The sequence below is a fragment of the Neisseria sp. 19428wB4_WF04 genome (genome assembly GCF_015235335.1).
GTDB lineage: Bacteria > Pseudomonadota > Gammaproteobacteria > Burkholderiales > Neisseriaceae > Neisseria > Neisseria musculi.
Genome location: NZ_JADGLG010000059.1, coordinates 1 through 12,821 on the forward strand (window position 1 = coordinate 1; position 12,821 = coordinate 12,821).

9 protein-coding genes and 2 pseudogenes are annotated in these 12,821 nt (G+C 51.2%); 8 read left to right on the forward strand and 3 right to left on the reverse strand.

The annotated features are described in order from the left end of the window. Positions 1-190 (forward strand): annotated as a pseudogene (locus IR141_RS10650) (IS1595 family transposase); the annotation flags it as partial. Between the two features lie 172 nt (positions 191-362). Here IR141_RS10650 and IR141_RS10655 read toward each other — a convergent pair. Beyond that, a complete protein-coding gene (locus IR141_RS10655) occupies positions 363-737 on the reverse strand; it encodes an Mth938-like domain-containing protein (protein WP_245231741.1) in 375 nt (124 codons plus the stop codon). 120 nt (positions 738-857) lie between these two features. On the opposite strand from IR141_RS10655, the gene IR141_RS10660 reads away from it, so the two are divergent. From IR141_RS10660 to panC, 4 genes are all read left to right on the forward strand, one after another. Beyond that, positions 858-2,174, forward strand: coding sequence for a homoserine dehydrogenase (locus IR141_RS10660; protein WP_135037013.1), 1,317 nt, complete (start codon positions 858-860; stop codon positions 2,172-2,174). Then, entirely contained in the window at positions 2,158-2,592 is a 435-nt protein-coding gene (locus IR141_RS10665; RefSeq protein ID WP_135037016.1) for a hypothetical protein, read from the forward strand. The genes IR141_RS10660 and IR141_RS10665 overlap by 17 nt, the downstream gene beginning before the upstream one ends. A gap of 343 nt (positions 2,593-2,935) precedes the next feature. Continuing rightward, the gene (panB, locus tag IR141_RS10670) at positions 2,936-3,721 is read left to right on the forward strand and encodes a 3-methyl-2-oxobutanoate hydroxymethyltransferase (protein ID WP_135037019.1); all 786 of its coding nucleotides are present in this window, start codon (positions 2,936-2,938) and stop codon (positions 3,719-3,721) included. Positions 3,722-3,916: 195 nt separating this feature from the next. Further along, positions 3,917-4,753 (forward strand): pantoate--beta-alanine ligase, encoded by an 837-nt coding sequence (gene panC / locus IR141_RS10675; RefSeq protein WP_135037021.1) that lies wholly within the window; start codon positions 3,917-3,919, stop codon positions 4,751-4,753. Between the two features lie 183 nt (positions 4,754-4,936). Here panC and IR141_RS10680 read toward each other — a convergent pair whose 3' ends face one another. Next, positions 4,937-6,370 (reverse strand): acyl-CoA dehydrogenase family protein, encoded by a 1,434-nt coding sequence (locus IR141_RS10680; RefSeq protein WP_194198395.1) that lies wholly within the window; start codon positions 6,368-6,370, stop codon positions 4,937-4,939. Between the two features lie 146 nt (positions 6,371-6,516). Continuing rightward, complete coding sequence (gene dusA / locus IR141_RS10685; RefSeq protein WP_135037024.1) at positions 6,517-7,518, reverse strand: tRNA dihydrouridine(20/20a) synthase DusA; 1,002 nt, start codon at positions 7,516-7,518, stop codon at positions 6,517-6,519. Between the two features lie 559 nt (positions 7,519-8,077). Here dusA and pnp point away from each other — a divergent pair. From pnp to IR141_RS10700, 3 genes and pseudogenes are all read left to right on the forward strand, one after another. After that, positions 8,078-10,207: a polyribonucleotide nucleotidyltransferase gene (gene pnp / locus IR141_RS10690; RefSeq protein ID WP_135037027.1), complete on the forward strand. Its 2,130-nt coding sequence runs from the start codon at positions 8,078-8,080 to the stop codon at positions 10,205-10,207. 834 nt (positions 10,208-11,041) lie between these two features. Further along, positions 11,042-12,016 carry a class 1 fructose-bisphosphatase gene (locus IR141_RS10695; RefSeq protein ID WP_135037033.1) on the forward strand — a complete coding sequence of 325 codons (975 nt, stop codon included), beginning with the start codon at positions 11,042-11,044 and terminating at the stop codon, positions 12,014-12,016. Positions 12,017-12,622: 606 nt separating this feature from the next. Then, positions 12,623-12,821, forward strand: a pseudogene (locus IR141_RS10700) (IS1595 family transposase); the annotation flags it as partial.

Consider the following 12,821-nt stretch of genomic DNA (forward strand, 5'->3'; position numbering starts at 1 on the left):
GTTTGCCGACCGACACAACCATATCAACGGCATTGAGAATTTTTGGAATCAGGCGAAACGTGTCTTGCGCAAATACAACGGAATCGACCGAAAATCTTTTCCTCTGTTCTTGAAAGAATGTGAGTTTCGTTTTAACTTCGGGACACCAAAGCAGCAGTTAAAAACTTTGCGGCTTTGGTGTGGTGTTTAGGGCTAATCTACTCCAGCCCCTTAAAATAATGACGGCATCGGTTTGTCTTGCGGTACGCCTGCACGGTCTGCAATATTTTGGCATATCATTGTTTTTATCAGGCTTTGGCGAATTGGTTTGAAGGCGGCTTGATATTTTCACCGCACGGCCGTCTGAAAAGCCCCCATCCCGTTCAAGGCCACAGCCAAGCCCACACTTTGCGGCCTTCGCTTTGCAGAATCAGAAGGGTGCGGCAGGCGGAGGCGGTGGGCATGCATTCCAAACCCACGCCCTCGGCAGCCAAACGGGTGGCAGTTTTCGGGTGCAGAAACACCTGTTTGCCGCCCGTGCCTACCAAAATCACTTCGGGAAGGCCGCCGCATTTTTCGGCCGTCTGAAAAAAATCTTCTGCCGTCAGGTTGGCGGGGTCGGTTGGGGCAGGGCTGCCGATGTGTCTGCCGGCCAGCACCACAGCCTGCGTATAGGCCTGCCCGTTAATTTCGATTCTGCCCGGCGTATAAGCCGTTACCGCATCCTGCCCTTCGGGGCGGGTTTCTTCGATCAGCACAAGCGGCTCCAATCCGTTAATAAAGATGCAGAAAAAGCCGTTTTCAGGTAGGATTACGGCCTTTGCGCCAACTATCGGCACTTTGCAGAATACTAACATACAACGGCTTAAGGAGACAGAATGAAGCCAGTGAATATCGGGATTTTGGGTTTGGGCACGGTGGGCGGCGGCACTGTCCGCGTGCTGCAGGATAACGCCGCAGAAATCAGCCGCCGCCTGGGGCGCGAGGTCTGTATTTCGGCCGTATGCGATTCGAGTGAAGAAAAAGCCCGTGCCCTCTGCCCTGCTGCTGCTTTTGTGAAAGAGCCGTCCGAGCTGGTGCGGCGCGCTGATGTTGATGTGGTGGTGGAGCTGTTCGGCGGCACGGGTGCCGCCAAAGACGCGGTGCTCAAAGCCATTGAAAACGGCAAACACATTGTTACCGCCAATAAAAAACTGTTGGCCGAATATGGCAACGAAATTTTCTTGCTGGCCGGGCAGAAAAACGTGATGGTGCAGTTTGAAGCGGCTGTTGCGGGCGGTATTCCGATTATCAAAGCCCTGCGCGAAGGCTTGGCGGCCAACCATATCCAATCGATTGCAGGTATTATCAACGGCACCAGCAACTTTATTCTCACCGAAATGCGCGAAAAAGGCAGCGCGTTTGCCGAAGTGTTGAAACAGGCGCAGGAATTGGGCTATGCCGAAGCCGATCCGACTTTCGACATCGAAGGCCACGATGCCGGCCACAAAATCACCATTATGAGCGCGCTGGCGTTCGGCACACCCCTCAACTTCAACGCCTGTTATCTAGAAGGCATCAGCAAGCTCGACAGCCGCGACATCAAATACGCCGAAGAGCTGGGCTACCGCGTGAAACTTTTGGGCATCACCCGCAAAACCGCCAAAGGCGTGGAATTGCGCGTTCATCCCACCCTGGTTCCCGAATGCCGCCTGCTGGCCAATGTAAACGGCGTGATGAACGCTGTGCGCGTTGATGCCGATATGGTGGGCGAAACCCTGTATTACGGTGCAGGTGCCGGCGCGCTGCCGACTGCCAGTGCGGTGGTGGCTGACATCATCGACATCTGCCGCCTGATTACTGCCGACCCCGGCAACCGTGTGCCGCATTTGGCCTTCCAGCCCGGCCGGGTCAAAGCGCAGCCCATGCTGCCGATGGACGAAATCACCAGCAGTTATTATCTGCGTGTTCAGGCCGAAGACCAGCCGGGCGTACTCGGCCAAATTGCCAACCTGCTGGCCGAAGAAAATGTTTCCATCGAGGCATTGATTCAAAAAGGCGTATTCAACGGCAGCCTGGCCGAAATCGTGATTCTGACCCACAGTACGGTAGAGAAACACATCAAATCTGCCATTGCCGCCATCGAATCGCTTGATGTGGTGTATGCGCCGGTGGTGATGATCCGCATGGAGAGCCTGCATGGCTGCAACGGATAAACCCACGGCACCCGATCCTGCGCCGGACGAGCTGCGCCGCAAAGCCCGCGCCAAAATCCGCACCATACGCATTTGGGCGTTTGTGGTGCTTGCCCTGTTTGCCGGCTTCGGCCTACTTTCCAATTGCGCGCTGTCAAAGCCCAAAGCCAAGCAGGCGGTTGTGGATTCTTGCGTGAAAAACGTGCCGTTTTCCGAAAAATGGCAGGCCGACCTGAAAGCCGCCGGCCTGGAGGGAAAATCGGAACAGCTTATCGAAAGCTACTGCGTCTGTATGTGGAACGAACCATTGGAAAAATTGAGCGAAAAGCAAATCCAGTCGTTCGGCAAAATCAGCCCGCAGGAGCAGCTCGAACTGCTCGGCGGCACGCAAGCCTTTGAAGCGCGCGACAAACAATGCGTGGCAGGGCTGGCGCAATAAATTAGAAAACAAAGGCTTGCCTGCTTGCACATTCAAACACGGGCATTGCCATACTCGGGCTTGTGCCGGTACCGTTTTATAGAAAGAAACAGGGCAGGGCGGCAAAATTTGCCCAAGCGGTTTTCAGACGGCCTGGAATATTCGCGGAATCAGGGCGGCCTATATTCTGATGCTGGTATGTTTTTATTTTGATAACAACAGCTTAATTGATTCGGTTTGAATTTTGGCGTAGCATATTGGAACAGCCCGACCCCGGCGGCCGGGCTGTTTCGCTTCGGTTGCAATTTGTCGGAAAAAGCCCATAATATGTGCCCCGTTTTAACCTAAAGAGGCCGTCTGAAACATGATTACCGTCAATACCCTGCAAAAAATGAAAGCCGAGGGCGAGAAAATTGCCATGCTCACCGCCTACGAAGCAAGCTTTGCCACGCTGATGGATCAGGCCGGCGTGGATGTGCTGCTGGTGGGCGATTCGCTCGGCATGACCGTGCAGGGGCAGCAATCCACTTTGCCCGTTAGCCTCGGCGATATGTGCTATCACACTGCTGCAGTGGCGCGTGGTGCAAAAAATTCTATGATTATCAGTGATTTGCCGTTTGGTGCTTATCAGCAGAGCAAAGAGCAGGCATTTGCTGCCGCTGCCGAACTGATGGCCGCCGGCGCGCATATGGTTAAGCTCGAAGGCGGGGTGTGGATGGCCGAAACCACTGAGTTTTTACAGTTGCGCGGTATTCCCGTGTGCGCCCATATCGGCCTCACGCCGCAGTCGGTGCACGCCTTCGGCGGCTATAAAGTGCAGGGAAAAGGCAGCAAAGCCCAAGCCCTGCTCAACGATGCTGCCGCGCACGACAAGGCCGGTGCCGCGCTGATTCTGATGGAATGCGTGCCCGCAGAATTGGGCAGGCAGGTAACGCAAAGTGTGCGCTGCCCCACCATCGGCATCGGCGCCGGCGTGGATTGTGACGGGCAGGTGCTGGTGATGCACGATATGCTGGGCGTGTTCCCCGGTAAAACTGCCCGTTTCGTGAAAAACTTTATGGAAGGGCAAACCAGTATTCAGGCGGCCGTGGCGGCTTATGTGGCGGCGGTGAAAAATAAAACCTTCCCTGCACCCGAACATTCGTTTTAATTTTTCAGACGGCCTGTTTGAGATTATGGTGTGGCGGATAAAATCTACTTCGATACCGGGCGGCAGGCAGTGAAAAGCGTATGAAACCTTCGGCGGCCTGCACAACCGCTCTTTATCGGGTAAAGGCGCAGTAATGCCGTGGCGGGCTGAATTGTCCGCTATAGGCCGTCTGAAAAACCTTTCAGGAAAAACCCTATGCAAATTATCCACACGATTCACGGGTTGCGCGCGTGGCGCAGGGCTGCCGGAACGGTGGCTTTTGTACCGACTATGGGCAATCTGCACGAAGGCCATTTGGCATTGGTGCGCGAAGCCCGGCGGCGTGCCGATAACGTGGTGGTGAGCATTTTCGTCAACCGCTTGCAATTCGGCCAAGGCGAAGATTTCGACCGGTATCCGCGCACCTTGCAGCAGGATGCGGCCAAGCTGGCCGATGAAGGCGTGGCGGTGGTGTTTGCGCCCGATGAAAAAGAACTGTATCCGAATGTGGAGCAGCGTTACAACATCGAACCGCCCAACCTGCAAAACGAGTTGTGCGGCAAATTCCGCCCCGGCCATTTCCGCGGTGTGGCCACCGTGGTGGCCAAGTTGTTCAATATCGTGCAGCCCGATGCGGCCTGTTTCGGCAAAAAAGACTATCAGCAGCTGGCGGTAATCAAAGGCCTGGTGGAAGACCTCAACATCAACATCGACATTGTGCCGGTGGATACCGGCCGCGCTTCAGACGGCCTGGCTCTTTCGAGCCGCAACCAATATCTAAACGGGCAGGAGCGCGCCGAAGCCCCGCGCCTCTACCGCGAGCTGTGTACCATCGCCGATGCCGTCCGCAGCGGTAATCTTGCTTATGCCGTGCTTGAGCAGGCTGCCGCGCAGCGCCTTAGTGCAGCCGGTTGGGTGGTGGACTATATCGAAGTGCGCCGCGCCGATGATTTGAGCGTTGCCCACGCGGGCGATAACCATCTGGTGATACTCGCTGCCGCGCGTTTGGGCGCTACACGCCTGATCGACAATATCGAGGTGCATTTGGGCTGATTTACCTGCCCGCTATCGAAAGGCCATCTGAAAATTTTTCAGATGGCTTTTGGTTATGGCAAGAGTGTTTTAGCGTTATCTGGTTTGGCACTATGGTTTTGAGTGTTTGCGGCCGGGAGTGTTGCCATTTTGATTCACTATAAAAAACAGCCGAGGTTTGCGGAGTGCTTGGGTTGAGTTTTATCAGCTAAGTTCCCCGCAGTCCAGCATGTCTTTGCGTATATCGGTCAGCAGCAGGGTGTCGGCATCTTGGCTGTCGGACTGCGCCCACATAAACAGCCGTGCGGTGATTTTGCCGAGAAACACTTTTGCGGCGGGGTTGGCTTCGCCCAAACGGTGTTGTTGCAGGAAAGCGGAAATGTCGGCGGGCACTTTGGCGCGATCGGACAGGCGCACGGCGGCAAAGCGGTGATCCGACAGCAGGCGTTGCAGCAGGGTTTGGTTTTTGTCGGGTTTCACGCCTTGCGCTTTTTCCTGATGGGTGGCGCGGACGAATTGGTCGTAGATTTCGGCATACAGCATATCGTTGGGCCCTTCGAAAATGGTAAAGGGGCGTATGTCGATGGCGATGTTGCTGGCAGGGTGGCCGCACTCGAAACCTTTGGCACCGAGCAGTTTCTGCAGAATCTGCGCTGCGCTGTAGGTGTATTCGGTGGCCAGCGTTTTGATGATGTTGGCTTCCATCAGTTGGTGGGCAACGGCTTGGTTTGGCGCAACATGGCGACAGGTAAAGCGATAGAGTAGTTGTGAAACGGCATGGTGCTTCATGATTTGGCGGCGTTCGTGATCAACAAATTTAATGTTGTTCACCACGAAGCGGCGCAGGTTTTCGAGAATGTATTCCATTATGCCGTGGGTCATTCCTACCAATTGCAGGCGGCTGCGGATAAAGATGTTTTGAAAGGCGCGCAGTCCGGCGGCTTCATTTTCCGACAGCTTCATCAGGCAAGCGGAGGGGATGGCTGCATCAATACGGTTGATGGCATAGCGTACTGCGCGCAAACCTTCGGATGCTAGGGTTTCGTAACGGATATATTGTTTGGGCACCAACAGCAGATTGATGGTTTTCGATAATTTGCCGTTTTTGCGCTCTTTGGCGGCCACCAGCAGAAAATCGCTTTGCGAATTGCCCTGCCAATATTTGGCGGCACGCACATAAACGGTATCATTATCCACGTATTCATAATAAGACTGCATTTCGCGCGCAATGGCCGAGCCGGAAGTTTCAGGTTCGGTGACGGCCAAACCTCCGCCTTCTCCTTCAAAAACCAGCTTCAAACCGGTTTCGATTTGTTGCGGGTTGCCGAATTCGATTAAAGGCTGCAATACCAGTGCGCCTTCAATGCCGGTGCGCAAGGTAACAGGCACACCGTAATGGCCGGCAATGCGTAAAACTTCTTGAATCTCAAACTGGTTACTTTTCCTACCGCCGTGCCGTTCGGCCAAAAACGGCAGCAGCAGCCCCGCACGTTTGAGCTCGAGCCATTTGTTTTCGGGCAGATAGTGCATCAGGTTGAGGCCGTCTGAAAAAATGCGTTTGAAAGCCGCTTCGATGTGTCGTAAAAAATCAGCCGTATCCATATGAACAGGCTGGTTTGCCAAAGTGCTGTGTGCCATATATCCTCTTGGTGCGATATTTTTAGAGTAAACCACCTAAGATTTATAACATATTCTCAGGTGATTGACAATTATCAGCGTATTAGCGGCATACCGAGGCGTGAGGACAGTGTAAAAAATGGCCGGTGTTAAAGTTAAAAAAGCGGTTAATCCAAAAAAACGTTGGCTTTTGCCACTTCCCGCCACGCCTCGAGAATCAGGCTGCCGTTGTTGTTTTTCAAAAGCGAAACATCGGAAAGTATACGCCGCCACATGCGGGCGTTGTTCAGACCGTGCATCAGGCCGAGATAATGGCGGACAGTGTGGCGGAGCGCGGCACCGTTGCCGGATTGGATATACCAGCTGCTGTAGCGGAACAGTTTTTCCACCAAATCGGCGTAGCTGACGGGCGCTTCACTGCTGCCGTAAAACAGCCGGTCCCATCCGCGCATCACCATCGGGTTGTGGTAGGCCTCGCGGCCGACCATCACACCATCAACGTGTTTCAAGTGCGCGGCGATTTCTTCATTGGTGGCGATGCCGCCATTGATGATGATTTCCAAGTTGGGAAAATCGCGTTTGAGGCGGTAAACATAATCGTATTTCAAGGGCGGCACTTCGCGGTTTTCTTTCGGAGAAAGGCCGTTGAGCCAAGCGTTGCGGGCGTGGACGATAAAAGTGGTGCAGGCCGTCTGAACAGAAAGCGCGCCCACAAAATCACGCACAACCGCATATTCGTTTTGGCGGTCGATGCCGATGCGGTGTTTAACGGTTACGGGAATCTGCACCGCATCCTGCATGGCATTGAGGCAGTCGGCTACCAGCGCGGTTTCGTTCATCAAGCAAGCACCGAAAGCACCTTTTTGCACGCGCGGGCTGGGGCAGCCGCAGTTAAGGTTGATTTCATTGTAGCCGTATGCCTCGCCCGCTTTGGCCGCCAACGCCAAATCTGTCGGTTCGCTGCCGCCTAATTGGAGCGCAACCGGCTGCTCAGCTTCATTAAATTTTAAAAAACGGTTTTTATCGCCATGAATAACGGCACCGGCATGAGTCATTTCACTGTAAAGCCAAGTATGGCGGGTAATCTGACGAGCCATGTAGCGGTAATGGGTGTCGGTCCAATCGAGCATAGGTGCAACAGAAAGGTATCGGGGAGGCAGAGAAGTCATTGTGGAGCAAAAAAGTTTAAAGCACCGCATTATAAGGTTTTTGGGGGGAAATAGCGTTCTAGGCCGTTGTCAAAGACAAAGTGATTACGGATAAAAACAAAAAAGGTGGACGAACTGGCCGAGAAGCTGGACAAGAAAAAACGCAGGAACCGAAGCTACAGGATGTGGCCAGCGAGCTGACCATGCGTTTAAGCAGTATCGAAATCGGCACACGCTCGGATATCGGCCGCCTGCGCGATTTGTTCGAGCAGCTGGTTGCCTACGGCGAGTGAAAACTGTTTGATTAAACAGTTTAAATTTCTCGGGCGCAGTTTAACTGCGGGGCGTTTGTTTGTAGCCGAAACAAAGTGGAGCCTTATTCAAAACTGTTGTCTATTTTGTATCAAAAAATAATTTTATTGGCTATAATCTGAACTTTTCAGGCGGCATTGTGAGCCGTCTGAAAAATATTCACAATTAACTTGGCCAATGCCGGCCTGAAACCCTAACCATGCACATAAGTTAAGATGTGTGCATCATTAGCGTTTTAGCGGCGGCGGCCTTAACTGAAAGGCATAGAATGTTTAACAAGTATGTTAAAACTTTCCAATACGGCGGGCAAACCGTAACCATCGAAACCGGTGAAATCGCCCGCCAGGCGGCGGCAGCGGTAAAAGTGTCGATGGGCGATACTGTGGTGCTGGTGGCGGTTACTGCCAATAAAGATGTGAAAGAAGGCCAAGATTTCTTTCCACTTACTGTAGATTATCTTGAGCGCACCTACGCAGCAGGTAAAATTCCAGGTGGTTTTTTCAAGCGTGAAGGGAAGCAGAGCGAAAAAGAAATCCTTACCAGCCGTTTGATTGACCGCCCCATCCGCCCATTGTTTCCTGAAGGTTTTTATCATGATATCCAAGTTGTAGCAATGGTGGTTTCGATCGATCCTGAAATCGATTCCGACATTCCCGCTATGATTGGTGCTTCCGCCGCAGTGGTTTTGAGCGGCGTGCCGTTCGCCGGCCCCATCGGTGCCGCGCGGGTCGGCTATGTGAACAATGTTTATGTGTTGAACCCCACTAAAGCCCAGCTTGCCCGCTCTCAAATGGATTTGGTGGTAGCCGGTACGCAGAAAGCTGTCCTGATGGTGGAATCGGAAGCGCGTGAGCTGCCGGAACATGTGATGTTGGGCGCAGTGGTTTACGGTCACGAGCAGATGCAGGCTGTGATTAACGCCATCAACGAGCTGGCCGATGAAGTGAACCCCGAGGTGTGGGATTGGAAAGCCCCTGAAGCCGATAATGCGCTGGTAGAAAAAATCCGTGAAATTGCAGGTGCCACTATTGCCGAAGCATTTAAAATCCGTCAGAAGCAGGCTCGTTCGGCCAAGCTTGATGAAGCATGGGCAACTGTAAAAGAAGCATTGATTAGTGAAGAAACCGACACTTTGTGTGCCAATCAAATCAAAGGCATTTTCAAACAGCTGGAAGCCGATGTGGTCCGCAGTCAGATTCTTAACGGTCAGCCGCGTATCGATGGCCGCGACACCCGTACCGTGCGCCCCATCAATATTCAAACCGGCGTGCTGCCGCGCACTCACGGATCTGCTCTATTTACCCGCGGCGAAACCCAATCACTAGCCGTTGCCACTTTGGGTACTTCGCGCGATGAGCAAATAATTGATGCTTTAAGCGGCGAATACACAGACCGCTTTATGCTGCACTATAACTTCCCGCCGTATTCCACTGGTGAAGTGGGTCGCATGGGTGCGCCTAAACGCCGTGAAATCGGCCATGGTCGCTTGGCTAAACGCGCGTTGGTGGCGGTGTTGCCTTCCCCCGAAGAATTCAGCTACGCCATGCGCGTGGTTTCCGAAATTACCGAATCTAACGGTTCCTCTTCCATGGCTTCTGTATGCGGCGGCTGCTTAAGCCTGCTCTCGGCCGGCGTACCCCTGAAAGCACACGTTGCCGGCATTGCCATGGGGCTGATTCTCGAAAACAACAAATTTGCCGTATTAACTGATATTCTCGGCGATGAAGACCACTTGGGCGATATGGATTTCAAAGTTGCAGGCACTATCAATGGCATAACCGCACTACAAATGGACATCAAAATCCAAGGTATCACCAAAGAAATTATGCAGATTGCCCTTGAGCAGGCGAAAGAGGCGCGTATGCATATTCTCGCGCAGATGAAAGAAGCGGTTGAGGGTCCGCAGGAACTCTCTGCCCATGCACCGCGTCTCTTTGTAATGAAAATCAACCAAGATAAAATCCGCGATGTTATCGGTAAGGGCGGCGAAACCATCCGCAGCATTACCGCCGAAACCGGCACCGAAATCAATATCGCCGATGACGGTACGGTAACCATTGCTGCCACGACTGCCGAAGCGGGGGAGACAGCGAAAAAGCGCATCGAGGAAATCACTGTTGAAGTGGAAGTGGGCAAAGTTTACACCGGCACAGTGCTTAAGCTGCTCGACAATAATGTCGGCGCCATTGTGTCCGTACTCCCCGGTAAAGACGGTTTGGTACACATTAGTCAAATTGCTCACGAACGTGTACGTAACGTGAGCGACTATCTTCAGGTGGGCCAAACGGTAAATGTGAAAGCATTGGAAGTGGATGACAGGGGGCGTGTGCGTTTGTCTATCAAAGCCCTACTAGAAGTGCCTGCGCAAACGTCAGCTTCCACTGATAGAGAGCCATAATAGCCGCTTTATGCAAACAGATCGGTTGAAAACAATTTTTAGACAGTCTGAAGATTTCCATACAATTCATTGAATGCTGTTGAAAGTTTATTTTTTGCTACCAACTCCCAAATCCTGCTACTCCCTCACCGACACAAACCTGTAGCAGGATTCTATCAAGTTAATGGTGCCATAGAATGCTTCGGACGGCTTTGATAAACTTTTTCAGAGGTATCGATTTTCGTTTTACAGAAATATAGATGTATAAAAAATAGTTATATTATTCTTGGATTTAACCGAGTATGGTAAAAATATTTTCAAACACAACTCAAGTGTAGGAAATTCTAGCGTTGTTTACACTTTCATTCCAGTAAAAAACAAAAGCTGCTTGGCATAAAAAGTGTAAACAACCCGACCTTTTCCAACAACTCAAGCGTACAGTGTATGGTATCCAGTTTGGGTGAAACCATTGGTTGGTTGACAATGCTAAGTCGTAGGAGTTTTACATGGCTGGCATGTATGCCGAGAAAGCCCCAGGTATCACACCTAACCAGCTTGAATAGTAGCGACTGTGGGCAGATCTGTAAGACTGGGCAACCGGGTATTACCGAAATATCAATAGGATTACCCGTTTGCCGTCTTGTGAGGCGAAAAATCGGAAGAAACGGTGCAGTTGCCGACATGCCCAAACTGATTCAGGGTGATTCTGAATTAACCGTCAGGCAGTGGAGGCGGCTAAAGTATGCCAAGAAAGAACGCTTGGTGGTATGCACGCTTCTGCCACTTTTAGCGCAAACTGATGCATGCCTGCGCAGGTTTAGGCCGTCTGAAAAACCAACTGGAGTGAAAATAATGATGATTACCTTGTCCCAATTTATTCCAAAACATCTTAATACCCACAATCTGCCCATAGATTTGGGCAGTGTACTTGAAACAATAGTAGCTGCCTGCGTGCGGATTAACGGCCAAGTGCGCCAAGGTGCGTTGGCAGGCATTCTCGGCGAAGCAGGTACGGGTAACGTACAGGGCGAAGAGCAGAAAAAACTTGATGTGATTGCCAACAGGCTGCTGATTGATGCGCTCAAAACCAACCCTGCCGTGGCTGGTTTGGCCAGCGAAGAAGAAAACACATTTGTGGCCTGCAACAAAGACGGCGGCTATTTGGTGTTGTTCGACCCGTTGGATGGTTCGTCTAACATTGATGTAAACATTTCAGTCGGCACGATTTTTTCAATTCTTGCCAAACCTGAAGGCGCTTTGACAACCGCATCCTTCCTGCAAAAAGGTCGTGATCAGGCAGGCAGCGGCTATGTACTTTACGGTCCGCAAACCCAACTGGTGTTTACCCTGAAACACGGGGTGTTTGTATTTACGCTCGATGAAGCAGGCAGTTTCGTGCAAACTTTAGCTAACCCTCAGGTGCCGGAGCAAACCAAAGAATTTGCGGTTAATATGTCGAACCAGCGCCATTGGTTTGCGCCTATACAGCAATATATTGCAGAGCTGCTGGCGGGAGACGCTGGTGTGCGCGGCAAAAACTACAATATGCGTTGGGTGGCTTCGATGGTAGCTGATATCCACCGCATTCTCATGCGCGGTGGTGTGTTTATGTATCCGCAGGATAGGCGCGACCCGGCCAAACCTGGTAAGTTGCGGTTGATGTATGAAGCCAACCCTTTGAGTTTGGTGTTGGAACAGGCCGGCGGTGCTGCCGGCAATACCGTGCAGGATATGCTCGATATTCAGCCTGAAAGCCTGCACCAGCGCGTTGCGGTGGTGATGGGCAGCCGCGAAGAGGTGGAATATGTGGCAAAACTGCATTACGAATAGGTGGTTAAACAACAGGTTGTTTGAAAAATATTTTCAGATAGCCTGTTACATTATTTGAACGTTATCATGAACTAAGTGTGACAGGTTATAGGTGTTTTCAGACGGCTTCAGCATTATTTTTGGTAACAGTTTCAGTTTGAAATTGTCTTGAGAAAAAGTGGCAGGTTTAGAATGTAAAAAATCTCAGCATACAACCTGCCTAAATATGGTTGAATACTGGAAGTATATATATGAGGGGTAACAAAAGTAGCTACAGGATATGCTTGGTGAGACAAACACTTTGGTGTTATCAATATATCTATAAGCAAAAGATTTGCAGATTTGACGAATTTTATACGAACATGTGAATAATAAACGAACTAGCGTTTTCTATAGTCTATTTTAGGCAATCAGCTTCACCAGTCGATTGGCTGCTGGTTGCTTGCGATAATTAAATTGAATTTTTTTGCTGTATAGGGTTTAGTGGCGTAGATTGTGATTAATGTACAGCCTTCGCTTGCGACATCTTGCTACGACTTAAATTTTTGGGTTAATTCAAAATTGATATTTTTTTAGGGGCTGTACTAGATAACTAGGGAAATTTAACTTCAGGTTAGAATAATCCCTATGAGAAAAAGTCGTTTAAGTCAGTACAAGCAAAACAAACTGATTGAACTATTTGTTGCAGGTGTTACCGCCCGCACAGCGGCGCAATTAGTTAGCGTCAATAAAAATACCGCTGCCTATTACTTCCACCGTTTGCGCTTACTTATCTATCACAACAGCCCGCATCTGGAAATGCTTGATGGTGAAGTAGAAGTTGATG

What these genes read in the sequence shown, in the direction of transcription:
- IR141_RS10660 (WP_135037013.1), top strand. Translation starts at nt 858, where the DNA reads ATGAAGCCAGTGAATATCGGGATTTTGGGTTTGGGCACGGTGGGCGGC.
- IR141_RS10665 (WP_135037016.1), top strand. Translation starts at nt 2,158, where the DNA reads ATGGCTGCAACGGATAAACCCACGGCACCCGATCCTGCGCCGGACGAG.
- panB (WP_135037019.1), top strand. Translation starts at nt 2,936, where the DNA reads ATGATTACCGTCAATACCCTGCAAAAAATGAAAGCCGAGGGCGAGAAA.
- panC (WP_135037021.1), top strand. Translation starts at nt 3,917, where the DNA reads ATGCAAATTATCCACACGATTCACGGGTTGCGCGCGTGGCGCAGGGCT.
- IR141_RS10680 (WP_194198395.1), bottom strand. Translation starts at nt 6,370, where the DNA reads ATGGCACACAGCACTTTGGCAAACCAGCCTGTTCATATGGATACGGCT.
- dusA (WP_135037024.1), bottom strand. Translation starts at nt 7,518, where the DNA reads ATGACTTCTCTGCCTCCCCGATACCTTTCTGTTGCACCTATGCTCGAT.
- pnp (WP_135037027.1), top strand. Translation starts at nt 8,078, where the DNA reads ATGTTTAACAAGTATGTTAAAACTTTCCAATACGGCGGGCAAACCGTA.
- IR141_RS10695 (WP_135037033.1), top strand. Translation starts at nt 11,042, where the DNA reads ATGATTACCTTGTCCCAATTTATTCCAAAACATCTTAATACCCACAAT.